We start from the raw sequence: 25969 nt of genomic DNA, 5'->3' as shown, positions 1-25969 counted from the left end.
TCCAATGTTTTTATTTCCCGCTAAATTAGCTATAATAGGCCTAAACATGAACGGAGGCCGAGCTACATGAACGTCTTTTACGAAAAAATCACCCCCGAAGAAGCCCAACAATTATTTCACTGCATGCAACAGCTAGATAAAGAGACCGATTTCATGCTTTATTTACCAGAAGAGCGAGTTTATCAAGAAAAAAAATTAGCGCATTTCATACAGACAACTCAAGAAAACGGTATTTTGTTAGGCGCCAAAGTTCAAAACCAGATTATCGGCTTCATTTCCGCACAAACCTCTAAACTCGCAAAAATCAAGCACACCGGATACCTCGTGATCGGCGTTCGAAAAAAATTCCAAAAAAACGGCATTGCCACCAAACTTTTTGAAGAACTATTCACTTGGGCAAGAAACAGGGGGATACGCCGGCTTGAACTGACGGTAATCACAGCAAACCTTCCGGCCATTAAACTATATGAAAAACTTGGCTTTCAGAAAGAAGGCTTAAAAAAAGAGGCCATTTATATGAATAATCGCTACTACGATGAATTTTACATGGCCAAACTATTCCACGAAAAAAGGTGAAATCCAAATGCTTGGATTTCACCTTTTTTCGTTTAGTCATCATCTAGCCCTTCTTTTGTTTTTCTTTCTTTTATGTCTCCAAATGAAGAAAATGATAAGACCTATCACGATCACAGCCGCCGCAATCAGCGCAATTAACCACCAATAATTGGGGCTTTCAATCGTCACGTCTTTCTTATTCAATTTGTTTGCTTCATCTCGCTTAATTTGAAAGTTCTTCGTAAACTGCCAACTTTCCTTAGAAGATTTCGCCTTCAAATGTAGTGTGTAGTTCCCAGCTTTAAGCCGTTCGCCATTCAGCGAAATAGGATAAGCGAAGTGGGAATTAGGTGCGACTTGCATATTTTTTTGCGAAGTCTTATAGAGCGTTTTTGATTTCCCTTCCCGCGTTATTTCTGCCTCTATTTCAAAGCGATTCAAATACGTAGGAGTCGGATTTTGCAGCGTGAAGAAAATCGCATTGCGCGCATTCGTTTGCCCAGCTTCTACTTTCTTCAGTTTCAAATCCTGCTTCACTTCTTTATCTGATTCCTGTAATGTAATCCCAATCACATAAGCGTACTTATTTTCAATACTCAAGCCCTTTTCTTGCTTTTTGCCCGTTGTATTCTTTTTCTCTTCCAGCGTAACTCCGCCAGCAAGCAGCCCCTCATAAGGCTTATCCGGCATCGTAACATTTAACTTTAAATCCATACTTTTTTTGGCAGGAACGGTAATTTCCTTTTCCACCTTAATTAAATCCCCTAACGAGTAGGGTAAAGTCTTATCTGCTTGATCGCTCGTTTCGCCGTACTCGACAACACCGTGCATATTGGTCGTTGCCGAATGAATTTTCGGATTGATAACGACTGCCTTATCCGTATCATTGCGCAGTTTAATCGTCAGTGTTTGTTTTTGTCCCGGCTTCATTTTCAAATTAAAATAAGATTTTTTCTTATCAATTTGATTGCTCGGAATTTGAGTTTCAGCAGCAAAATTAAATTCCGCCGCATGTACATCTGTTGTGACGCCTAGCAGGCAAATCAAAACAAAACTTAAAAAGAATCCAACAGCCTTTTTCATTGATTTTATTCTCCTTAAAACAAGACAAAAGGCGCTATTTGACTATCGCAAACATGCCTTTTGTCTTCGGTTAGTTTATATACCAGATGGTGTGTCTTCCAGTGTCCATAATAATGTTGTTGCATATTTATCCGCATATTTGGTTGTGCTACCTGGAACTTTTAGTGAAATGCTGTCGCCGCCACTTGTATCATCACCAAACGCAAGCACATAAGTTCCTGCACCTTCTCCTACTTTGGCAGCCATAATATTTTCAGCTACTCCATTTCCGTCTGGTGTAAGTGAAAATGAGCTTTTCACAACAGATGGTTTAGGAGAAACCGATATCGTATTTACAACGCCGTTGGAAAATACCAATTCAGCTCCCGTTAATTCTTTATTGTCTGTTGAAACAAATTGCCCTTGTTGTTTAACCTTCAAAAACCAGCCTGTTTCAGTCCCACGGTTATCCGTTACTTGGACGTAGTTTGGGCCGTCTCCACGACTCGCATCCCCAAATTTTTGAGCAGCTGCGTGATAAACTTCGTCTGTAGATGTAATTTTTTGCGTTCCAAAATCAAGGCTCGAAGCATAGTCAATGCTAAGCGGTCCTGGTGTTCCAGGTTGTGGGCCTTTTGGATCCGTTGGGTCAATTGGACCTTTACCGTCTTCAGGAGTTTTCGAAGGATCCGTTGGGTCTACTGGTTTTACAATTTGATCACTTGGTGAAAATTGTACAATGACATTTGATTTATAATCTGCTGGTGCAGCAGCTGATGCCGTGAAACTAAGCCCAAAGTTAGTTAAAGCAACTCCTGCTGTTAAAGCAGAAACAGCTGCAATCTTGATCGTTTTTTGTTTCATGATTTTTTCCCCTCTTTATTTAATTATTCGTTACTTCCTGGAACATCTGATAGCTTCCAAGTTAGTTTTGTCTTATATTGCACAGCATCTTTAGCTGATTTACCAGGAATAAATAGCGAAACAGCTTTATTTACCTTCGTAGGTTCAGTAACATCGCTACCTTCTGCAGCTGGTTCGTCTGTCACGCTTCCCCACTTATCAATCCAACTTCCTGCACCTTTTCCAACTTGTGCTGACATGACAAGTGATTCAGCTCCAGCTGGGTCAAGAACAACGTCTTTTACATCTGGTGGTTCCATTCCTTCTGCATTACTTACTGCTTGGCTTTCCGCCAATTTGATTTGCGCACCAACTAGCTCTTTATTTTGTGCATCGGCATTGCTGAATTGTCCTTCTTGTTTTACAGTCAGTGTCCAACCTGCGTTGGTACCGCGGTTATCAGAGACTTGCACAAAGTTGGAAGTCCAGCCACCATCTTTACCCTCTTGATTGAATTTTTGCGCTCTTGCATAATATGTTTTATCACTATTAGTAATTTCATTTGTACCGAAATCAATACTCGATGCAAAGTCAATACTTAGTGGCCCTGGTGTTCCTGGCTCTGGTTCCCCATTTGGTGTTGTCGGATCAACCGGTGCAATATTTTCTTGCGGTACATCTGGGTTCATTGGTTTTGTAATCCCAGTATTAGGAACGAACTTCACCACTCCATTTGATTGATATGTTCCTCCATCGCTTGCAGCTAAAGCGGAAAACGGGACAACTAAAACCGTTCCCGCAACAGCCCCTAAACTTATCCATTTTCGTAATTCCATCATTTTACCTCCCATGTTATGTCTGCCCATTGGATGTTTTACAAATGGTCAGCATTAAATAGATTGATTTACTAATGTTTCCTAAATCTAGCAGTTTCTAACTACTTTTCCTCCCCCCACTTATTATGTAACTTTTTAAGGAATGCTAGATCTCTCCCTTAAAACTTTAAGCTACTTTTAGATTACCAAAACCACCATATTCTTCTTGCCACTTTGTTCCATTCCAATTTTTTATTTATGTATTTTTTGTGTCAAAAATCAATAAAATTCAATACTTTATCACACAAAACACCCAATTGATGAAAATAAATTGGTACTTTCATCAATTGGGTGTTTTGATAGTAGCTAATTTTGATAATCAAATGGTCGATACTTCTTGCGCAAAAATTCTTGTTCTCTCGCGCGCTCCAAAATCTCATCTCGAAAATAAAGAACTGCGCCACCTTTTTTCACACGAACTATCTTTTCACGATTGACAAGTGAATAAAAACTTTGCTTCGAAATTTGAAGTAAATCAAGTGCTTCGATCGTTGAAACAAAGTATTGATCTAGCAATTCTAATTGTTGGTCTTTTGAAATGTTACTATTCATTTTACACCTCTTATTAATTCCTTTTTTTATTTTTTAAGTCTTTTCATTTTTACCCGGCCATCATTTTCGAAGATATTTGTGTTTAAAGACTTAAAATTATCACAATATCCCTTTAGCATTTACTTTCATGATTCCAGTTATTTTCATATTTACGGATCTTTAACCTTGAACGATTAAATCTAAACTTTTAATGATTCGTTTGATATCTTTTTTTGATTCTGTCCATCAATATCCGCACAGGTGCTGGTTTTATAATCAACATGAGAATCACATAAACGATAATTCCCGTCGCAATTTGAACACACATGGAATAAAGTGATCCATGAACTAGTTTTCCTATCCCAAATCCTGCTGCAAACATAATGCCCGCTGCAAGCAAGTAGCTCGCCGTTTCTTTAAACACATTGATTCGCAGCCTCTTTCTTATCATCATGATTTGAGAAATAGCGATGATTCCTTCACCAATTACTGATGATATTGCTGCTCCAAATGCTCCATAAGTTGGAATTAGCAAAATGGATAAAATAATTGAAACGAGGATACCGACGATAAGGGAAGCAATGGATTTGGCTACTTGATTCGATGCGATCATATATTGTTGACCGATGATTGATCCCCAGCCCATGAATAAGAGCCCGACTGAAAGTGCCCCTAATACATATTCAATGCCATCAAAATTTTTCCCGAAAAAGAGCACCGAAAAGTTTTTCGAAATCAAAATCATTCCTAAAAGTAAAGGAATCGAAATCATATTGATGATTTGAAAAGAGAACAAAGTATATTTATTCGCTACATCAGATTTTCCCTTGTGGAATTCATTCGATATTCGCGGAAAAATCACACTCCCAATGGCTGTTACACAAGCTGATAACATGCGGACTACTTTATCTGAATTCTCAAAGTACCCCGTTTGCGTCAAGGTAGAAAAATTTCCCAAAAACAACTTATTCATATTCACAAAAACTTGTGTGAGTAATTGTGGCAAGAACAAGAAAAATACAGGCCGAACATGTGGCTTCAAATCCAGATTTTTAAATGCGACTTTGTGTATCTTTTTCCTCAAATACGTCCAAAGCGTTAGATTTCCTAGAAAAGTAGAGACAGCATTTATGGCAACATATAAAGCAATATCATCTGGTGTCTGAATTAAGATAAAAACACTTATGAGAGCAACTAGCTTTACGACGATATTTCTTGAAATGGTTTTTTTAAAATCTTCTAATCCAATGAAAAACCATGAAATATCCACTGCTGCTGCTAAAATAAAAATACCTTGTAAGACGAAAATAAATGTATATTCCCCGTAGAGAAAAACAAATAATCCATATAATAATGCCGAAACAACAAACATCAATAGTTTTATTATCATAAGCTCAAAAAATACTTTTGATCGATCTTGATCAGATTCCCTAACATGCGCAATTGATCTCGCACCGTATACCGAAATTCCTAAGTTTCCGATTAAGATAAAGTACTGAACAACAGAATACGTATACGCATAGGTCCCGATTCCTTCTGCACCGAGTGTTCGTGAAACATATGGTACAGTTACGAGCGGGATCAGCATAAGAAGTATCTGATACGTCATGCTATAGGCATAGTTTTTTAAAATTTTCATATTCCTTTTACTCCTGACAATAATTCTAGAAAATCTTTAAGCCCTCGAAACGGCGACCCCAAAATTACTTTAAGATATATCGTTTGATTCTTCGATTTAAAATAAATTGATGCTTTTTGAATCGCTTTTTGATGTCCTCAAAAACATGGTTGGTATCGAGTTCTGAAAAGTGCGCCGCCTGTACATCTCCATGACTTGGTACAAGCCCTTTGTTTGTTATTAAAAAATGATTGGTCCCTTGTGTATGGTCCGTCATTTTTCGTTTTTGGAAATGAATGTAAAGGTACTCGGTTTTTATAATTGATTTTGTCTCTGCATGATACACGCATTTGAATAAATGACCATTTTCCCATTCAAATAAGGTTGTTTTTGCCTTGTAATTGGTTGCGTCTTCCTCACAAACATCAATCATTCTGAACTTCCAAGGATCGATATCAATGAAATCTTTTGCCTCGTACCTAGGCAGTTTAAGCAAATCAAATTTTTCAGGCATTATTTTTTCGTCAAAGAAGTAAATTCGATTAGATGTGAACACTTTTTTATAGCTTAACCCTTTATCAGACATGAAGCGAGCATTATTCAGTTCATTGTTTCGATAAAGTGTAAAATGCCCATAATGATAGATTTGATCAAATTGATCTAATATATCCTCCGTTACAAAATGATCAATTCTCCCAAAAATCAAATCCACATCACAATAACCCCAGAAATCATATTCTTTGATCTGGTCTTGCAAAGCTTTCCCATAGGTTGGCTTATAATCACAAAGCTTATATGGTGATTCTAACACGATGGGAAAATCAAACGATTGTTGGATAAGTGATCTAAATTCCTGAAAAGTCATCTTCCAGAAACGAATGTTTTCATAGTCAATTTGTAAGTCATTATCACTGATAAAAAGAAAATCAATATTTTCATTTCGACCACATGACTTTACGAATACCTCAAAGTTTTCTGGAAGGGTGCCAAAGTAAGGCACAATAATTACAATTTTTTTCATTTATAGAAATATCCTTCCTAATTTTAAATTATAGTGAGCTCTCTATGAACAAAGTCTCATCGTGATTTTTTACTAAGAATCAGGTAGAGTTTTCGTCTTGTTTTCCCAATACCGATAAAAAGATCAAATAGTGGTCGGTAATGTTCATCAATAAGACCGATAAATTCCACAGCGACTTCAATAAGCAGCAGTAAAACAACGATCAAAATAATCGATCCCCAAGTGGTTGAGAAATAAAGCAAGAAGCTAATTCCTGAAAATATTGCCGCAATCAAGTAAAGAAGCAAGACGGTTTGTCGATTCGTTAATCCAAGGGCTAAAAGTCTGTGGTGAATGTGCGACCGGTCTGCAGTCGAAATCGACGTTTTTTGTTTCAATCGACGGATGATCGCAAAAAAGGTATCTGTGAAAGGAACACCTAAAATGATAATCGGAATAAGAAGCGAAACTAAGGTGACATTCTTAAATTCCATCAGCGATAAAATCGCGATCGCAAAACCAAGAAACATGGCACCGGTATCTCCCATAAAAATGGAAGCGGGCGGAAAATTAAAGACAAGAAAGGCCAGTAGTGCGCCCACGAGTAAAAAGGCTGTAAAGGCGCTCCCGATGTTTCCTAAAATGAGAGCCATGCCGCCGATAGTGAGTAGCGCAATCGTGGATACGCCTCCGGCTAAGCCATCTAAGCCATCAATCAAGTTAACTGCATTCACGATGGCTAAAATCCAAAAGATCGAAATCGGGATGGCGAAATAACCAAATTCAATTCTGCCAAGAAATGGTAGATAGATATGGTGAACCATGACTCCTCCCCAAACCGTGACACAAAGGGAAGCAATAATTTGACCCGCTAGCTTTAATTTGGGTGAAAGTTCTTTAATATCATCAATGACACCTGTTCCAACAATGACGAGCACACCCACGAGTAAAGGAATCGTATGGGAATGATCGATAGGGGCTAGGAAAAACATAATCGTAAAACTAAGAAATATCCCCAGTCCTCCAAGTGTTGCGGTTGGCTTCGTATGCGCATGCCTTTCGCGCGGGGTATCCACTGCACCTATCAAAAAGGCTAGCTTACGAACAAGAGGCATCAGTAATAGTCCTAATACGAAGGTTAGAATTGTCCATATTAACAATCTCTATTCAGCTCCATTCTTTTTACCGTTCACTTGAGCTTTCATAGCCTAACGGTATTTTTGTTTTTTCTTCCAATAAATTTTCATAATAGAGATTCCACTTCTCGAAGTAGTTCTCCAGCGAAAAATCTGTTTTTACTTTGTGATGAGCTGCTTGAGATAAATTCTCCCGTAACTCTTTATCCTTCAAGAAACTTCTTAATTTCTCAGTCATCCGAGAAATATCTCCCGGATTGATGAGCATGCCCGTTTCACCATCTTGAATCACTTGAGGAATTCCCCCAACGTCAGATGCCAAGTTCGGGATTCCTTCTGCCATGGTTTCTAAAATGGACATCGGTAATCCCTCTTGATAAGACGGTAGTAAATGCAAGACTGTATTCGCGATGACTTTCTCTCTGTCTTCTTTCAAAAGCCAGCCGCCTAACTGGACATTTTGGCTCGCTAAGGCTTCCATTTCCTGCTCAACTTCTTCGATTTCACCATCGCCATACAAAGTGAACTGAATAGCAGGAAACTCTGTTTCTAATTGTTTCGCGACGTGCAAGATATCGTAGCTGCCTTTGCGTTTCCCCAAACGGCCTAATGTAATGATTTCTGTGGCTTGCGAATTATAATGAGGATGGGCACTAACGGTAACGGCATTTTCAATGATTGCAATGGGTGTATCCGTGATTTGCTCATAAAATCCTGCCCACTCTTCACTTAGAACAACAAGCCCATCTAATCGGTTCAATTCACGCTGGATCTTCTTTCTTGCACCAGGTTTTGCTGTTTTATAAAAGGTATCGAACTGAGACGCGTGCATGTGGAAAATGACTGGTACATCGCGTGGAACGAGCTTTGCTAGGAGTGCTTTTCGGTAAAAACTACTTTTTTGGGCAACGTGGAAGTGAACCACATCTATTTTCTTCTTTTTAATCGTTTTCCGAAGCGTGAGGAGTGCTTTCATGCCAGCGGAAAGTTTATGTTCTTCTGTCCATGTAGCCAAATAGAAAACTTGATTTTCACCTTGATAATAATCTTTGAAATTCGCGATAACGGTGGCGATACCGCCTTTTGAGTCAGACTTCGGTCCGACCATCAATATATTCACTTTGTTTCACTTCCTTCGAAACGGCTTCTTCTTCCTCTTCAGAAGAATGCTTGTATTTTTGTAAAAGTATCCCGCCGCACACAAGCCCGAGCATGGTTGAAGATAGTGCTGAAAACATCACATGTCCTGCTGAAATGCTATAGAACATCAGAACCATGAAGGCGATTGTATAAATACTGCGATTTTGTTTTTTAAGTGATACAAAGAAGAAATAACCAAGTATCACTGTAGTGAGTACAACCCCGATTAATCCAAGTGCATAAAGGCCATCTACCGGATCCATTTCAATAAGGCCATATCGTTCAAAATTAATCGAACGATATTCAAAGCCAAAACCGATAAGCGGAATCAAGAAATTATTGCGATTATCCGCAAACAACTCGTAGCCAGCCACCATATAGTCACTTCGTGAACTCGTTAAAAGTCTGACTAAGTTTCCGTTGTACAAACGGTAAAAATAAGTGATCCGATCTACCATTCCGGATGTTGCCGAGATAATGAAATCCCACCCCGCTGTGACGAGCCCAATTAAAGCTGCCACCGCTATGATGAAGATGACGAGACGATAAATCGGTTTAAAGTTTTTTTGGAAAAGTAGAAAGTGGATCAAAATGCCTACGGTAAATAAAATGCCGTAAATAATGCCTGTTTTTGTACTGATTAAAATCAAGGTAACGATGATGCCTAGATAAAGCACCATGAGAGCTAGCGTTTGAAACACAGCTTTTTTTTCGAGTGCTTTTATGAAGTGCCAGCCCACAAATGTGGCATTAATCATAAAGGCAATCGTTAAATCATTACTTGCGAAGAAAAAGCTTTTATAGCCCGCATTACTATTCACATACGCTTGGTTTCCAACATTTAAAAAATAAGGAATCAGCATCTCTAGCGTAAATAGAATGCTTACGGCTAGAAAAATTTTGCTGTAATTCATGGTTAAAAAGATTTCCTTGCGTTGATAAACAAAGTAGGCAATCAGAACCCATAAGAAAAATTTCGTGAAAACGGCTAGGTCTGCGAACAAAAAGGTCATTGAGTTTTGCAGAACAATCGCTTGTAAAAATAGCAACATGAGCGACCCAACGATAAAGCTAATGGATATCAGCGTATAAAGATTTTTTCTTAAACCTGCATGAAGAATGCAAGCAACCAAGTACACCACACAAAAGAAGCGATATGCCGTACCAAGCGGCAAAGGGACATTGAAGCTGATAAAAAGCCCATTTAAGAAGTCAACTAGCGGAAAAACCGACATGATGACGAAAAAGAAATAAATATTTAATGGCTTATTTTTAGTCAATGGTCACGCCTCCTTTATCCATTAGTCCTTTCCTTGTTTGGCTCGGAAAGTTGCAAGTGAAATTGACTGATTTGCTTTCCAAGTTTGCGCCCAAATTGTTGTGCTGGTTTTTCGAATAACAAGTACGAAAGGTAAGCAACGATAAAGATAAGCGGCAAACTAAGTAATTCAATGACAACGACTGATGAAATCATTTGATGTAGTAAATAAATCCAAGGGATAAACACTACACAATGCACCAGATAAACGCTAAACGAAATCTTTCCTAAGAACAGATAAACCGGTCGAGCAAGAAAATCTTGTGCTTTTTTTGACTGGTAACAAACGAGAAGTATGCCTACACAGCCGGTACCAATGACCACGTCCGAGAACACCTGTGGCAAATGAATGCCCGTTATAATTAGTGCAAATCCGTGGAAATAAAGGGCCATCGAAGCGAGCATAACCAGTACTTTTTGATTTCTCGTAAATGCTCGAATCGCTTCCCAGTGAAGTGTCATCAAGATACCAATGATGAAAAATCCTAGATGGAAAATCGTTTGTCCAATTAAAAACTGCTGATCTATGACGAATAGAAGAGCCGTCCCAAATCCAAACGATAAGCCAATCAATCCGACGCCCCACTTCACACCTTTGCGTTCAACAAGGTAATAGAAAAGCGGGAAAACAATTGAAATCCGAAGTTCAATAATGAGCGACCAAATAACAGGATCGATTCGGTCCACATAATTACCAACCATAAAAACATTCTCCAGAAAAACCTTCCACTGAAGAGCACCCGATCCGACCGTATTGAACCACGCCGACAAACTCGGAATACCCGTTGGTGTGAACCCGAAATATAAACACTCCGTTAAAAGAATGATGACAAGAAACGGAAGGTAGATTCTGCAAATTCGTTTGACTAAAAAGGCCGCATAATCTTGCCAGGTAAATGGACTTTTGTTTTTTAAGGCTAAGCTAAGTGCAATGCCACTTAATAAGAAAAATAAAATGACTGCACTTCTTCCAAGTGGTTCAAAAATTTCTTTCATCAACGTTTCTTCTTTAAAAGTCCCTGCAAGGTGCGTCGCAACAACCGTGACCGCTGCAATTCCTCTTAATGAATCCAAAAAATAGATTCGTTTTGACATGCTTTGTAGCCTCCCGATTTTTAATAACGATGCATCTTCGCTTTGCCGACTTTAAAGAGAAACGAGGCATTGCCTGTCACGCTCCGACTAAACATCCGGCGCGGCTCTTGAATAAAGCGGTAAAACCATTCCAGTCCAGCTTTTTGCATCCAAACAGGGGCACGCTTAGTTTTCCCTGCGATCACATCAAAGCTTCCACCGACTCCCATCGCAAATGGCACTTTCATCACATTTTTATAGTCATTGATCCAAAACTCTTTTTGCGGGCTTGAGAAAGCCACAAAGAGAAGGTCTGCTTTGCTATCGCGAATTTGTTCCGCAATCGCAAGGGATTCCGACTCATCAAAGTAGCCATTCCGGTAACCAGCAATCTCAAGATCCGGATATTCCGCCTGATGCTTCGCGACCACTTCCTCCACAACTTCTTCCGTTGCCCCGAAGTAAAACGGACGCCATCCCTTTTCTGCTGCGATAGCCACAAGTTCCGAAAACAAATCAATCCCCGTGACACGTTCTGGCACGTCATACCCAAGCATTCTCCCTGCCCAGACAATCGATTGCCCATCCGCATTAATGAGTGGACAATCATTCACAATCGCCTTAAGTTCAGGATTTTTAGCCATCAAATTGATCTTATGCGCATTGATAACAACATGTTGCGTCGGAATTCGTGCTTCCACAATGCGCGCCACTTCTTCAATCGTTTCGCTCATTGTTAAGCAATCCAGCTGACTTCCCAAAAGTTCGACACGTTTCCCTATATTTCCTTCTGCCACATACATTTTCAGTTCATCACCCTTCCAAATTAGATATTATTTTAAATTTTCCATTTATTACTTTTGCATCTTTAAATCCCAAAACTATTTATAAGCGTAATAATAGTAATTACTTTTCTTCTCGCTGACTCCATTTAAAACCGCTCCAATGATTGGTGCTCGTGTCATACGAATTTGTTCCACCGCTTGCTTCGTCCGTTCTTTAAGCGATGAGCCAAAACGAGTAACGAGGATTACCCCATCCGTTTGCGGCGCAAGAACAAGTGCGTCTGATACGATCGTAATCGGCGACGTATCAATGATGATTAAATCAAAAAGTTGTTGTAATTCTTCGAGCACACTCGCCATTTTTTTCGAACCCAACATTTCATTTGGATTCGGTGGAATTGCTCCGCTCGTTAACACGAACAAGTTTTCCACTTCTGTTGGTTGATAACTTTCTTCAAGATTAATTTCATCCGTTAAAACCGCAGAAAGTCCGGTATATAGATTCTTCGAAAACGTCTTATGAATGGTTGGTTTGCGCAAATCTGCATCAATCAATAGCGTTTTCTTGCCTTGTTGCGCATTGACTACGGCTAAATTCGCTGAAATCGTGGACTTGCCACTTCCCGCTTCTGGTGACGTAATCAAAATCGTGTTGAAGGTCGAATCGATACTTGAAAAATCAATGCCTGCACGGATCGTTTTAAACTGCTCACTCACAGGAGAGTTCGGATCATTGTACGCGATTAATTGCTTCCGTTCGGTTCTTTTTTTCATTTTTTATTCGTCCCCCTTCCACACTTTTTTCAAGTTCTACCTGTTCTGGTTCAAAGGCATTCACCGTTCCGAGCACGGTAAGCCCAAGCGTTTCTTGTAAATCTTCCACACTTTTAATCGTCCGGTCAAAGATCGTTTGAACGAAGATAATCATCGCACCAATTAATGTACCCACAACAAACGAAAGGGCTAGCATTAAGCTTTTATGCGGTTTAACAGGAGCCTGTCCTTTTGCATATTGCGCTTGTGAAAGGATTGTAACATTATCAACTTTCATAATATTCGGTATTTGTCTTTCAAAAACCTGCGCTGTCTTATTCACAATCTCCGTTGCGCCTTTCGCACTTGGAAATTCCGCCGCGATTTCAATGATCTGTGAATTGGAATTATTGCTAACTTGAATAGCGTTCGCAAGCTCAGATTGAGAATATTTATTGTCTAACTCTTTTTCCACTTCTTTTAAAATTCGTGGACTTGTTACAATCGCACTATACGTATCCACAAGCTGTAAATTGGCTTGAACATCTTGTGCTTGAATGTTACTTTCGCTGGAGTCCACTTGGTTAACCAAAACCTGTGTCTTACTTTGATAAACGGGTGTGGCAATAAACCAAAGATAGATACTCATGACGCACACACATAAGCCAATGGCCCCCAAAATGTACCATTTGCCTCGGCTAATCGCGCCAAATATTCTTTTTAAATCAATTAATTCCTCCATCGCACTCTCCTACTCCATTGATTAAAACGAAGGGACATTTTCAATCCGACTTAGCGAGGCAATATTCCCTAGAGATAAATACTGATCGCCTACAATTTCACTTGGGAATATTTGTTTCGTATCGAGTACATACGTTTGTTTCATCTCGCTTAAATCCGCTTCGGTTAATGTTTTAAATTCATTATGATCCGTTAAAACAAGCAATAAGTCACTCTCGCGTGTCGCTATTTTCCAATCTTTTTCAATCCAAGCTTGATCCACATGCGGATCAAAAATACTCACTTCGTAGCTACCATCATCGAGTAATTGCTGGGTGATCTCAAGCGCCGGACTTTCTCGAATATCATCCACATTGCCTTTATACGTTACCCCTAAAACCGTGATTTTCTTTCCATCAATTTGTTCCATCAAACGTTTCGTTCTCGTGAAAACAAAATCGGGCATCGACGTATTGATCGCACGAGCAGTTTGAATCAGTGGTGTCGTTTCCGGTGTGCTTGCCACGATAAAGTACGGATCGACTGCCAGACAATGTCCACCAACACCTGGCCCAGGTGAATGAATATTCACACGTGGATGTTTATTGGCCATCTCAATCACTTCTAGCGCATCAATATCTAAATCCTCCCCAATTTTCACAAGCTCATTGGCAAGTGCGATATTCACGTCGCGATAAGTGTTTTCCATCAGTTTCGAAAGCTCTGCCGCAGACGCCGAAGAAGTAATCAGTTCGCCTTCAACGAAAATACTATAGATTTTTTTTCCAGCTTCCGTGCACGCATTCGTCACACCACCGATGATGCGATTATTATATTTTAGTTCATGTAAAATTTTCCCCGGAAGTACCCGTTCTGGGCAGTGCACAAGAAAAATATCTTTTCCAATTTCAAATCCCGCTTCTTCAATCAGCGGCTTCACAAAATCTTCTGTCGTACGTGGGGCAATGGTCGACTCCACGATTACCGTATTTCCTTTTTCAAGAACCGGCACGAGCGACTTCACTGCATCAAGAACATACGTTAAGTCACAACTTTTATACTGATCGTCTTTATTCGGTGTTGGAACCGCAACAATAAACGCATCCGCTGGTTCCACATTTAGCTGTGCCTTGAAGTTCCCAGACTGAACAGCTTTTTTCAGTTCCGCTTCCAGTCCAGGCTCTTCCAAGTGCACATGCCCGTTATTTAACATTTTGATAACATCTTCTTTAACATCGACACCAATGACTTCTTGGTCATGGTTCGCAAACATAATGGCTGTGGGTAAGCCAATATAACCTAAACCAATCGTAACAATTTTCATTCTGACACCTTCTTATCTCACTATTCTATTTCGTTTTAACTTCCCAAGTTGCTTTTACATCATCACCAGGTTTGTATTGTAATTCTTTTGGCGTAACGCCTTTCTTCAATACAAAATAAACAGTTCCTGTAAGTGATTCGCCTTTTTCAAAAGAATCCCCAAACGATGCATAGCTATAATCTGGCATTACCGTTTTGCCATCACTTGTTTTAAGCATAAAATCAACTGTTCCCATGCCTTTTTGATCATTACTTACGTTTTCCGCCTTCACTTTAAAGCTGTAGACTTTTTTACCAGAATTATCTTTATCCGAAACCTTGCTTACATCACTGTTTTCTAAAGTGATTTTCATGTTGTCGACCGTTACTGCATTATCGTTTTCAGAAACGGATACGCTTTGTTTCGTTGTTTCTTTTTTATCCTCATTGGATTTGTTATCACTAGCACCACTTGAACATGCCGTTAGAAAAACGACGAACAAGGCACTAAAAATTAATAGAACTTTCTTCATTCCTATATCCTCCATAAAATTGAATTCATTGAGATACCTATTAGAGGTATCTCAATGAATCAGAATTTACTTAGTTGTTTACGCTTCAAAAGAATATGTCGCTAATTCTTTATGTTGAGTTGTTTTGTTATAACCGTGAACAATTACTTTCGAACCAGGTTTAACAGCTTTAGTCCAATACTTGAAAGTTCCATCATCGTTGAAAGATCCACCCCAAGGTTGAACTACTCCGTCTACTTCAATGTAAGCAACTTCGATGTCGCCACTGTAAGTTCCTTCAACATAAGATGTATTCCAGTTGTATGAAGCACTTAGAATTCTACCTTCAAGATTCGTGCTCGACATAGTTTGAACAGTGATTGTTTTTTCATCTAATTGATGACGTTCATTTGGTTTGAAGTTGTCATATGCAACTAGTTTTACTGTTTGACCAGCTTTTAGGGTTCCTGTGCTTACGTTGAAGTTCCCATTAGAGTCAAAGTGTCCACCACTAGCTTTGTATACGCCATCAACGTATACGTCAACTTGTTTCACATCACCAGTATAAGAACCTGTGATTTGTACATCTTTATCATAAGCTGAGCTTGGGTTGATTGTTCCAGAAGTTACAACTGGAGCACCTTGAACAGTAATTGTTTTTTCATCTAATTGTTTACGCTCATTTGGCTTGAAGTTATCATACGCAATTAGTTTTACTTTTTGGCCAGCTTTAAGAGTACCTGTGTAAGCGTCGAAAGTTCCATCAGCTTTGAAATCTCCACCAGTTGCTTTGTACTGTCCGTCTACATAAATGTCGACTTGTTTCACATCGCCTGTGTAAGTTCCAACAACTTTTGTTTGTGAACCTTCGTAGAATGCACCTGGATTAATTGTTCCAGAAGTTGCAACTACTTGTTCTTTAATGTTTACTTGTTTACGATCTAGTTCATTGCCATCTTTGTCATAACCAATGATAACTACGTTATCGTTCTTGTTAGTGATTGTGTTTACACCAATCCAGAAAGAATAGCTTCCGTCTTTACTGAATGTTCCACCTTTGCTTCCCAGTTCAGTTCCGTTGATCATGATTTTTGCATAGCTAATATCACCATCGAAATTACCAACGATGCTTGATTCTCCAAGTGTGTAATCAGCAGATTTTAAGGTACCTTCAGTTTCGTTACCTTCATTGCCGCCGTTGCCGCCGCCAGATTTAGAAACAACTTTAACATACCCAGTTTTTTCAGCTGCAAGACCAGTGCTGTTTACAACACGATAAGTTACAGGGTAATTTCCTTCAGTACGAGTATCTACTTGGTTACTTGTTACAGTCAATTTATTGCTGATTAAACCGTCTTTAGCATCTGTAGCTACTACACCTTGAAGTGCCATTGCATCTGTATAATGAGAGTCTTTTTCAACTTCTTCAATACGTTGTTCAGTGAATTCGATTTCTGGTTTTTCAACACCATAACCAGGGTCAAGTTTTTGAACATAAATATAATCTGTATCACTTAATTTACCGATAAGATTGATTCCACCATGTTGTTTACCTTTGAACGCATATTTTCCGTTAATTGCATCCGGAATACGTACGCCTGATTTTTGAACAGCAGCCCCTAAATCTATATCTACATACGTAACAACACCATTTACTGGTTGAACAATTGTTCCAGTAAATTTAGGATTAACAACTTCTAAACGATGTTTCGAAGCATTGTATGTGATTTTTTCAGATTTAACTGGTTCTGGTTGGCGATCTACACCCCAAATCATGTGACCAGTCTGCGCAGAGATGTTTTCAACAAATTCTTTTGTATTTGCAAGTTCTTTAAGCTCATCTGGCAAGTAAATGTACGCTGTTGTTTGTGCAGCAATACTTCCTTCAACTAAAGTGCTACGTTGTACACTGATTTTCAAGTGACCAGTTGTTTCTCCATCAACAATAGATAGACCTTGTTTTACTACAGAAGTGTCACCTGTAATAGTAGTTTTTGTTGTGAAACCTACAGAAATTCCGATTGCTGGGTCAACACCTTCAGCAGCTTCGTTTGTATTTGCATCTACAGCTGGAGTTGTGCTTTCAGCTGCTGCTTCATTATTTCCTTCAGTAACTGTTGCGTTCTCAGTTGCTTCTGCTTTTTGTTCTTGTTCAGTAACAATCGCGCCATCAACTTGGCTAGCTTCTTCAGCGTCTGCTGCCCAAGCTGTTACCGGAGTTACTAAAACATTACCTACAAGCGCTAGCGTTGCTGCAAGCGTTAAAACTTTTTTTGCATTTCCTTTTTTAGACATTATTCGTCTCCTTTATTTTGAATTTTGGGTGAAACAATTATGAATAACACTTCATAGTCATTTACGTAAAATTAAAAACCTAATTGCGCAATTTTTAATTTGTGTTCGCCAATTGATCGCCCCAACGAAACTTAGTATAGTGCGAAATCACCCTCTTAAAAAATCAAAAACGCGATTATAAAAAGTTTCTTTTTGCTTAAAAATAAAAAGGGAAATCAATCTTTGTTCAGAAAGCGGTTGCATATTACCATACATTTTTTAGGTGAATAATCAAAATACGTTTTTTGATATTTCTTTTTATGCTCATTTGCACTTTGGTTATGTGTTTTAATGAATAAGATTTAATGGAAATATTGGGAGGGGGAAACCTAATGAGATTAGATCTAGACATTCTTGACACAAATATTGAGCTTGAATGGTCCATTTTAAATTTACTTAGAAAAGAGGATCGGTGGTTTTCGACTGAGGAACTTGCTAAACAATTAAATAAGACATCTTCCTTAATATTAAAAGCGATCGCTTCTTTAAGGGATAACTTAGAAGAGTTTCAGAGCGATCAGATGGCGCTTCATGTTTCAAAAGGGAAGGGAGTTTACTTAGAAATTAAAAGCAACAACATTGATATTGGCTTGTTCTTAATTTTTCTAATTAGCAACACCAGTACTTATAAACTTTTCTATAGTATTGTCACCGAAAATTTTGTATCCGCTAAAAAGTTTGCTTTCGAAAACTTTTTAAGCGAAACAACTGTGCGGCGTCATATTAAGAAGGTAAAGGAAGCCATCGAACCTTATGAATTAAAACTAAACCGCAGTACAGCAGTTCTCTCAGGAAGGGAATCTCAAGTCAGGCTTTTTTTAAATATGGTTTTTTGGCGTCTTTTCGCTGGAAAAGTCTGGCCTTTTACAAATATTGATGAACATCACCTTTACTTTGTAACCAAACGAATTGCTGCAGATACAAACATCGAACTTACGGAAGTACAAGAAAAACAAATCATGTATTTTCTTGCCATCAGTGCTATTAGACGTCGGAATAACCACTATGTTTCAGTCGAAGAGTCTTGGCATGAGCTGCTTGACAAAAATGATAGCTATCTACTTTTCAAGGATCGAGTCAAGCCTTATACGCCTATCACGCAACAATATCCAGGTGAGATTGCTTTTCTGTTTTTCATGACCATCATCCAAAGCGAATCTAAGCAAACCACACCTTTGCTCGTAAGTAATTTTCGCTTTAACCGTTCTAAAAACACAAATTTATACCAGGCAACGGAACAGTTCATGGAAAAATTTGAAACCGAAATCGTGCCTGTACCTCACAGTCAAAAGCGTTTTTTCCTACTTGCTGCTTTTTCCGAGCACTTATTTGCAAATCTATTTCACAATTTCTCAACTAGTATAAGCGGAAACGAGTTTTTTCCTTATACACAACACAAACTACCTATGTTAAAGGAAAAGTTATATCAACTGATTAATGACCTTTATCAAGAAACAAATAATCCTATTTTCTTGGAAGAGAAATTTTTAGCGCCTCGCTACGCACTTCTTCTGAGCTTGATTGCACCGCTTCACGTCTTTGAACAACGGATTAAAGTTCGTCTGGACACCGACCTTTCCTATATCGCGAACAAATCTATCATTAACCAAGTGAAAGAGTATTTTACAAACAACTACAATATTACTTTCATTGATAACTCTAGCACTGAACAGCCAGATTTAATTTTGACAAATATTCCTTCTCAAACTCCGAAGGGACCTGCAATTGTATCGATTCATCGGATCCTTGCGCCACGTGACTTCAAACTAATTCGCGAGACGCTTGACCAAATTACAGAGGAAAAAACTCGAGATCAAAAACTTCATAATTTTAGTTAGCATAACACTTTTTTAGGTGTTCATAGTCCCTTTTTTACATTTATAATAAAAAGTGGAAGATAGAATGAAAGGTAAAGGGGTAGAAAAATGACATTTATTAATCCTTGGGATGAGCGATTTATTTATACGATTAGATTTATCCTTCCAGAACAACCTAGAAAAATTCTTACTAGAACCGTCATCGAAAAGCAATTGCTAGATAAAGAGAAAGTAATTGAAAATTGGTTGGATGTTTTCCCACAAACGGTTGTAAAAGATGTAGAACTTTCACTTGAGGCAATGGAACGAAATGAACGTAAATTTAAAGCTTTTAAGCATCATCATCAATAAAAAAAGCGTATCCTTTTCATGGGAAGAGGATACGCTTTTTTTATGATACTTTTTGTTTCACAACTTTATCAAGCCAGTTTCCTTGTTGAAGGACTAAACTCATTCCTTCAAGCATAGAAGAAACGGCTTTACTTCGAACATGTTCAAGAACTACCAATTTTCCGTGTTCATCTGCAAATTTTTTCCAAGCCGTTATAAAAGCCTCAAGTATTGTTAACTCAAATTTTTCGAGCGATATTTTAAATCCTGTGATAAGCGGTAGATAGTAAGTGACTCTTTCTAAACTATTGATACCGCAACCTACGTCATCAAGCATTACGTCATATCCAAATGCTTGTAACGACCAAATTTTGCCGTATAAAAAGGCATCTAGTTCAGTCGGCGTAAAGTGCGTTTTCGTTTCTGGCAATCGCACCAAGTCTTCGGTGATCTCTATAACAATTTGGCCGCTATATGGTTTTAGCTTTTCAAACATTTTCATTGTTTCTAAATGAAAGAATTGGCTAGAGCGGATGTTAATCGAAACTTTTGGATAGATATGATTGGCCAAAACCTTCATGAGTTCTTTTTGCAACCAATTTGTAAATGCTGAATAATTTTCTTCAAAAAAAGCGTGCATCTGGTCATCATTTTTTATAAAAGTGCCTTTATTTCCTTCTACTTTCCCTATCACAAGCTCATGCATAACAATTTTTTCGTGTTTAACATCATACACAGGTTGCGCAAGTAAACGATAATTTTTAAACATCTTCCCAGTCCTTTCACATTTCATGACCTCATCTTACTTGAAATTTTTAACAATAGTAATCAGGTTTCGCTTTTTTAAAATGCTATTTTTGCTTTCTGAGCATTTTTGTTTAGTAAACTGGGAAAACGGCTAAAATAATAGTATAGGGCTATATTGAGGGGGAAACACAGATGAAAATTGGACTGGACATGTTCGATTCCACGCTAAAGAAAGAATGGGATTTGCTTGCCATCCTTCGTGGAGTAGATCGCTGGTTTTCAACTGAAGAATTACGAGAAAAGTTAGATGTCACACCTGCATACTTGCTAAAATTAATTAACAAGCTCGTTTCAGATATTGACGAGTTTGGCGATAGTGAGTTAGAAATCCACGTCTCCAAAGGGCGTGGTATCCGATTCGAAACCAATCATTCAGATGCCAATCCACGTGATTTGCTTATTTTTTTGACTGAAGAAACACTTGGATTCACTTTATTTAAAGCTCTTTTAAATGAAGACTTCGGATCTACGCAAAAGTTCGCCTATGACCATTTTGTTAGTGATGCGACGGTTAGGCGCACGCTAAACAAGTTTCGCGATGCTATCGTACCTTATGAAATGAAAATCTCGCGAAACAATGCCATTATTGAAGGCAAAGAAACACAAATTAGGCTCTTTTTAAACATTGTATTATGGAAAGTTTATGCTGGAAAAGGTTGGCCTTTTGATGGCGTCAATGAGCAATATGTAGACTTCCTTGTAAATTCATTAATCAAAGAAGGAAACCTTCATTTGACCGCACTTCAAAAACGTCAGTTAATGTACCAAATTGCTGTTGCTATGATTAGACGGCGGAATCAGCACTTTGTTGAGTACGATCCAGCTTGGGCAGAAATTTTAGAGGATAACAAGGCTTTTTCACTTTTCAAGCAAAAGACAGCTCCTTTTTCTACAACATTCAGCAACTCTGCTCCCGGTGAAATAGCGTTTTTCTATCTCCTACTTATTATCCAGAATGAAAACTTACAAACTTTGCCGCTTCTTAAAACGAACTTTCTTGAAAATAAAAAAAATAATAGTTCTGTCTATCAAGCGACCGAGATTCTTTTTGACACGATCAACCAGACCATCATGGAAATCCCCGAAGATAAACAAGATTTGTTTCTATTAAATGCTTTTTCATTTCATTTATTTGCAAAAGTTTTCCATTATTTTTCGACTGACATCAATGGTTATGACTACCAAGTTGCTTTTGATCCCACGATGCCTTCACCGATCGCCGCAAGTTTGCATCGCAATATTTTGAAGTTGATTGATAACTTATATAAGAAGACAAAAAATGAAATCTTTTTAAAGAGCGATTACTTAGTTTCTAAATACGCACTATTACTAAGCTACATCGGAGCTCATCTTTTCTATGAACCGAAAGTAACGATTAAAATATCGACAGATCTACCTTATCTTGCTTACTTACGTATCCGCGAGCAAATTTGCAATTTATATGGCAATAGTTTCAACATTCAATTCGTTGATGAAACTGCTCCTGAAAAAAGCGATATTTTGCTTACGAATATCCCACTTGAACAACATGTTGAACGTCATGTAAGTGATCGCATTATCTTTATCAACCGTAATTTAACAACGCGAAACTTACTTTTATTGGGTAAAAATTTACGTGAAATTACGCTCGACAAGCAAGCACTACAAACAAAATAAAACAGGTCAAGCCGCTGAAACTATCAGCGCGCTTGACCTGTTTTTAAGTTCATTTAAGCTTTTGGTGCTTCAATTTTTGTGATACCACCCATATATCCTTGCAATGCTTTCGGAATTCGCACAGAACCATCTGCTTCTTGGTAATTTTCTAAAATGGCTGCTACTGTCCGTCCGATGGCTAAGCCCGATCCGTTTAGCGTATGCACAAACTCAGGTTTTGCATTTTTCTCACGGCGGAAACGGATGTTAGCGCGGCGAGCTTGGAATGCTTCAAAGTTACTGCAAGATGAAATTTCGCGGTATGTGCCGTAACTTGGAATCCAAACTTCTAAATCATATTTTTTAGCAGCCGTGAAGCCTAAATCGGCTGTACACATGCTAAGCACACGATATGGAAGTTCCAAGCGACGTAATACTTCTTCTGCATTGTTTGTTAATTTTTCAAGCGCCTCATAGGAATCTTCTGGCTTAACAAATTGGACAAGCTCCACTTTATTGAATTGGTGCTGTCTGATAAGTCCGCGTGTATCACGGCCAGCTGAACCAGCTTCTGAACGGAAGCATGCACTGAAAGCTGTGTATTTTCTTGGTAAATCTTCTAAATTGAGAATCTCATCACGATGGTAATTTGTTACGGGCACTTCTGCGGTTGGAATCAAGAAATAATCTTCTTTTTCTACTAAAAAGGCATCTTCTTCAAATTTTGGCAGTTGTCCGGTACCTGTCATGCTCGTCCGATTTACAAGGTAAGGAGGTAGCATTTCATCGTAGCCATGTTCCTCTGAATGTAGGTCCATCATAAAGTTTAACAAAGCGCGTTCAAGCCTCGCCCCTAGTTTCTTGTAAAAAACAAAACGACTTCCTGTGACTTTCGCGGCATTTTCAAAATCCAAAATATCTAGATCTGTGCCAAGGTCCCAGTGCGGCTTTGCTTCGAAATCAAAGTTCAGCAGCTCGCCCCATTTGCGGATTTCGACATTATCATCTTCCGAATCCCCAATTGGTGTTGATTCATGTGGAATGTTCGGAATCGACATCAAAATATCGTTTAGCTTATCATCAATTTCTTTTAATTCGAGGTCAAATGCTTTAATTTTATCCCCAACTACGCGCATTTCTTCAATTTTCTCATCTGCATTTTCTTTATTCCGCTTGCGGACAGCAATTTCTTCTGAAACACGATTTCGTTCCCCTTTAAGCGTTTCCGTTTCAAGAATTAAAGAACGACGGCGCACATCAAGTTCTCCAAATTTTTCAAATTCACCAAGATCTTCCCCGCGATGTGCGAGTTTCGCTTTTACTTCATCAAAATGATTTCTCAACAATTTTACATCTAACATTCGTTTTTCCTCCTTTATTTAAGCTAAAAAACAAAAAACTCCCGTCTCTTCCCCGCACTAACTATGCAGAAAAGGGACGGAAGTTGTATCCGCGTTGCCACCCTGATTGAGATCATTTGACCCCCAGCTCACTTAAGGATTAACGGCCCCGAAACCGGAATGACTTACTTGCCAAAGCAGGCGTTCCACCATTCACTCCAAGACGGATTCACAAATTTCAGCTACAGGTTTTCACCAGCCACCTGCTCTCTTTTAAGCTCAAAAATTGCTACTAGCTCTTGTCAACGTTTTCTTGTTTTTATATTAACTCCAGTTTACTCGATATTTTCAGACTTCGCAACCCCTTTTTCTCCCAGCAAGAAACTTTCGAACATCGTATAGCCGGATTTAAGAGCATCCAAAAAGCCATTTTGAAGCAAATGATCGAGTTCAAATAAAAGAGGGACATGCGTCATTCTCTCTTCCGTTGTGATGAGAACAAATAACGTTACTTCCTCATTTTCCGTAAACACAACCGATTCTTTTAAATACAATAAACTTACGCCAGCCCGAAACGATCCAAAGCGGTAGTCTGTTAAAATCAACATGACTTTTGGATAAATCAAAGCGGTCCGGTGTGCTTCCATTTCCATGAGTAAGCGTTCAAAGTAGCTTTCCTGTGCGAACTTGCGCTCGAGTAATGGCTCCTTAAGTGTTCGAATCACCTCTGTAATGGAGCTCGCCTTTGTTTCAGTTTGTGCAAATTCCGAATCGGCTAAAAAAGTCTCTAATTTTGTCGTTTCAGAATGCTTTACAACCGTTTCTTCAGAAATCTCCCCATAAAGACTTTCAATTTGATTTAATAAACGCTCAGAAACTTCTTCAAGCCCCGCTTGCTGCTTTAAAATTTGTTTAAGCTGAACTCGTTTTCTTGGCTTCGCTTCTCCATTTTTATAGCCCTGCAAAATTTTCTTTTTCGCGCTTTCCGTTAAAATCACCGGAACATGTATCGTTTGCCCCGTAAAGTGAAAATAACTCGGATCCGTAGCAATGCAAAAATTCACTTTTTCCGGAAAATAACGGGCATCCTCACTTGAAAAAGCACCAACGAGCATGACTTCAGGAAGCAACTGTTTCACTTGCGTTTTTAAAAGCGAATTAAGAACATCTGAATAATCCGATACGATCAAAACCTTGGAAATGCTCACGTCAGTTTGTTCTTTGACAATCGCTTCCTCGAAAAAAACTGCCAGATGCGCTAATTCTTCATTTTTGAAAGCTGCACTAAAATAACGTTTATAAAGAATATCTTGTTCCATGAGTTGCATGACTTTTTTCGTCAATCCAAAAACTTTTTGAAATTGCTCGCTCACGGTATCAAGCGAGTACGCCGGCAACTCCATTTGAAACTGGTGACGATAAAACAAGACTTTAATATAAGTTTGGATATGCTCCGTCAATTCTTCTTTTTGTTTGATATAAAGACCAATCATCTTTTCAAACAGCCGAATGATCCGCTCAGAAATTTGAAGCAGCTCCCCGAAAGGCACGCTTTGAAAGTGCGCATCTTCATTTTTATCTAAGCAAAGCAACAAAGCTCCGTAATATTCCTGTTCCACTTGATATTCTTCTGGTCGAGACAGTTCTGGAACCCCATCAAGCAAAGCCTTTGCTGCTGTAAACTCTAGCCGTTCATGAATCAAAGCTCGGTCAATCGCTTCCCAGTAAAACGGCTGACTTGAATTCACGCGAATCTGGTAAAGCTGCATGGCTTTGATTAAAATCCGCAAATCTTGTTCCGACAGTTTCTTGCTTAAAATTTCTTCCGCTGTCTCAACCGCGCACCGAGCTTTCGCAAGAAATTCCTGCTCATTTCTAGTCGCATCCCCAAGCAGCAACTCAAGCAAAGTAGCGTAAAGCGGATCATTTCGTTCCATTTCAATCCGGTAAACAAAATCGTAAAGCAGCTCGCGGCGCTTTATTTCTAACGTCGAAATAAAGTAACCCCGAGCTTTCGTTGATTTCACTTCTAATCCTTGCTTTACCAACTGCGATTTCAAAATTTGAATATCCTTTAAAATCGTATTGCGCGAAACATCAAGCACAACCTGCAATGAGCTTAGCTGCCACTTGCGGTTTTCCACTAAAAGTAACGCGAGTATAAGTTGCCTTCTTTCTTCCGCTTTTAGTAGATACTTCGTTTCACTTGCCTGCTTCAGCCAGTTTTCAATTGCTGCCGCTTGCTTGGCGGATAGGCTAAGCTTCCCCGAGACACTTTCAAGCGGTTCAATCCCTTCTTGCTTCAACAAATAATTGCCTTTTTCTAAATAATGATAAATCGTTCGCCGAGAAAAGCCCAACATCCGTGCAAGTGAAGAAATACTTTGAAATTCTTTTTGCTCCACCAACTGCTTTAAAAACAAATAAAAACGAGTATCTAGCATCCGCATCTTATTCCGCACCTCTTTTATTTCGAGCTTAT

Annotated in this window: 23 protein-coding genes and 1 other annotated feature; of the genes, 4 read left to right on the top strand and 19 right to left on the bottom strand. The window is 38.8% G+C overall.

Annotation, left to right across the window (positions count from 1 at the left end; translation table 11 throughout):
* The first annotated feature begins 66 nt into the window (after positions 1-66).
* Entirely contained in the window at positions 67-576 is a 510-nt protein-coding gene (locus tag HCK02_RS05045) for a GNAT family N-acetyltransferase (protein ID WP_167629015.1), read from the top strand.
* Between the two features lie 39 nt (positions 577-615).
* On the opposite strand, the gene HCK02_RS05040 is transcribed toward HCK02_RS05045, so the two are convergent.
* The 16 genes from HCK02_RS05040 to HCK02_RS04965 form a co-directional block, all read right to left on the bottom strand.
* Complete coding sequence (locus HCK02_RS05040; RefSeq protein WP_167629014.1) at positions 616-1638, bottom strand: WxLIP family cell surface protein; 1023 nt, start codon at positions 1636-1638, stop codon at positions 616-618.
* Positions 1639-1713: 75 nt separating this feature from the next.
* Positions 1714-2481: a WxL domain-containing protein gene (locus HCK02_RS05035; RefSeq protein ID WP_167629013.1), complete on the bottom strand. Its 768-nt coding sequence runs from the start codon at positions 2479-2481 to the stop codon at positions 1714-1716.
* Positions 2482-2504: 23 nt separating this feature from the next.
* Positions 2505-3296 (bottom strand): WxL domain-containing protein, encoded by a 792-nt coding sequence (locus HCK02_RS05030; RefSeq protein WP_167629012.1) that lies wholly within the window; start codon positions 3294-3296, stop codon positions 2505-2507.
* A gap of 345 nt (positions 3297-3641) precedes the next feature.
* Positions 3642-3887: a helix-turn-helix domain-containing protein gene (locus tag HCK02_RS05025; RefSeq protein ID WP_167629011.1), complete on the bottom strand. Its 246-nt coding sequence runs from the start codon at positions 3885-3887 to the stop codon at positions 3642-3644.
* 187 nt (positions 3888-4074) lie between these two features.
* Positions 4075-5505, bottom strand: coding sequence for a flippase (locus HCK02_RS05020; protein WP_167629010.1), 1431 nt, complete (start codon positions 5503-5505; stop codon positions 4075-4077).
* Positions 5506-5569: 64 nt separating this feature from the next.
* Positions 5570-6505 (bottom strand): DUF6625 family protein, encoded by a 936-nt coding sequence (locus HCK02_RS05015; protein WP_167629009.1) that lies wholly within the window; start codon positions 6503-6505, stop codon positions 5570-5572.
* A 56-nt stretch (positions 6506-6561) separates the two neighbouring features.
* Positions 6562-7644: a glycosyltransferase family 4 protein gene (locus HCK02_RS05010; RefSeq protein ID WP_167629008.1), complete on the bottom strand. Its 1083-nt coding sequence runs from the start codon at positions 7642-7644 to the stop codon at positions 6562-6564.
* 22 nt (positions 7645-7666) lie between these two features.
* Complete coding sequence (locus HCK02_RS05005; RefSeq protein ID WP_167629007.1) at positions 7667-8740, bottom strand: glycosyltransferase family 4 protein; 1074 nt, start codon at positions 8738-8740, stop codon at positions 7667-7669.
* Positions 8709-10040: an O-antigen ligase family protein gene (locus HCK02_RS05000; RefSeq protein ID WP_246215529.1), complete on the bottom strand. Its 1332-nt coding sequence runs from the start codon at positions 10038-10040 to the stop codon at positions 8709-8711. The genes HCK02_RS05005 and HCK02_RS05000 overlap by 32 nt, the downstream gene beginning before the upstream one ends.
* Before the next feature lie 14 nt (positions 10041-10054).
* Entirely contained in the window at positions 10055-11173 is a 1119-nt protein-coding gene (locus tag HCK02_RS04995; RefSeq protein WP_167629006.1) for an acyltransferase family protein, read from the bottom strand.
* A gap of 20 nt (positions 11174-11193) precedes the next feature.
* A complete protein-coding gene (locus HCK02_RS04990) occupies positions 11194-11955 on the bottom strand; it encodes a WecB/TagA/CpsF family glycosyltransferase (protein WP_208970441.1) in 762 nt (253 codons plus the stop codon).
* Between the two features lie 78 nt (positions 11956-12033).
* Complete coding sequence (locus tag HCK02_RS04985; protein WP_167629005.1) at positions 12034-12711, bottom strand: CpsD/CapB family tyrosine-protein kinase; 678 nt, start codon at positions 12709-12711, stop codon at positions 12034-12036.
* Positions 12668-13432, bottom strand: a complete 765-nt coding sequence (locus HCK02_RS04980) for a YveK family protein (RefSeq protein WP_167629004.1) — start codon at positions 13430-13432, stop codon at positions 12668-12670. Before HCK02_RS04980 ends, HCK02_RS04985 begins: the two co-directional genes overlap by 44 nt.
* Positions 13433-13453: 21 nt before the next feature.
* Positions 13454-14734, bottom strand: coding sequence for a nucleotide sugar dehydrogenase (locus HCK02_RS04975; RefSeq protein ID WP_167629003.1), 1281 nt, complete (start codon positions 14732-14734; stop codon positions 13454-13456).
* 25 nt (positions 14735-14759) lie between these two features.
* Positions 14760-15245 (bottom strand): DUF4352 domain-containing protein, encoded by a 486-nt coding sequence (locus HCK02_RS04970; protein WP_167629002.1) that lies wholly within the window; start codon positions 15243-15245, stop codon positions 14760-14762.
* Positions 15246-15323: 78 nt separating this feature from the next.
* On the bottom strand, positions 15324-17519 hold the full coding sequence (locus tag HCK02_RS04965) for an immunoglobulin-like domain-containing protein (protein ID WP_167629001.1): 2196 nt from the start codon (positions 17517-17519) through the stop codon (positions 15324-15326).
* A gap of 371 nt (positions 17520-17890) precedes the next feature.
* Between HCK02_RS04965 and HCK02_RS04960 the strand changes: the two genes are divergently transcribed.
* Both HCK02_RS04960 and HCK02_RS04955 read left to right on the top strand, forming a co-directional pair.
* The gene (locus HCK02_RS04960) at positions 17891-19396 is read left to right on the top strand and encodes an AcpB/EbpR/MafR family transcriptional regulator (protein WP_167629000.1); all 1506 of its coding nucleotides are present in this window, start codon (positions 17891-17893) and stop codon (positions 19394-19396) included.
* Between the two features lie 87 nt (positions 19397-19483).
* The gene (locus tag HCK02_RS04955) at positions 19484-19726 is read left to right on the top strand and encodes a hypothetical protein (protein ID WP_167628999.1); all 243 of its coding nucleotides are present in this window, start codon (positions 19484-19486) and stop codon (positions 19724-19726) included.
* A 40-nt stretch (positions 19727-19766) separates the two neighbouring features.
* On the opposite strand, the gene HCK02_RS04950 is transcribed toward HCK02_RS04955, so the two are convergent.
* On the bottom strand, positions 19767-20474 hold the full coding sequence (locus HCK02_RS04950) for an EAL domain-containing protein (protein ID WP_167628998.1): 708 nt from the start codon (positions 20472-20474) through the stop codon (positions 19767-19769).
* Between the two features lie 170 nt (positions 20475-20644).
* Between HCK02_RS04950 and HCK02_RS04945 the strand changes: the two genes are divergently transcribed.
* Positions 20645-22168 (top strand): AcpB/EbpR/MafR family transcriptional regulator, encoded by a 1524-nt coding sequence (locus HCK02_RS04945; protein ID WP_167628997.1) that lies wholly within the window; start codon positions 20645-20647, stop codon positions 22166-22168.
* 53 nt (positions 22169-22221) lie between these two features.
* Here the strand turns inward: HCK02_RS04945 and serS are convergent, their stop codons facing one another.
* Together serS and HCK02_RS04935 are read right to left on the bottom strand one after the other, a co-directional pair.
* Positions 22222-23508 carry a serine--tRNA ligase gene (gene serS / locus HCK02_RS04940; protein ID WP_167628996.1) on the bottom strand — a complete coding sequence of 429 codons (1287 nt, stop codon included), beginning with the start codon at positions 23506-23508 and terminating at the stop codon, positions 22222-22224.
* 69 nt (positions 23509-23577) lie between these two features.
* Positions 23578-23802 (bottom strand) — a binding site (T-box leader).
* A gap of 20 nt (positions 23803-23822) precedes the next feature.
* Positions 23823-25937 (bottom strand): HTH domain-containing protein, encoded by a 2115-nt coding sequence (locus tag HCK02_RS04935; protein ID WP_167628995.1) that lies wholly within the window; start codon positions 25935-25937, stop codon positions 23823-23825.
* Positions 25938-25969: the final 32 nt, after the last annotated feature.

It is taken from the genome of Listeria valentina, from assembly GCF_011800755.1.
GTDB lineage: Bacteria > Bacillota > Bacilli > Lactobacillales > Listeriaceae > Listeria > Listeria valentina.
This window is presented reverse-complemented; position numbering and strand designations above follow the sequence as displayed.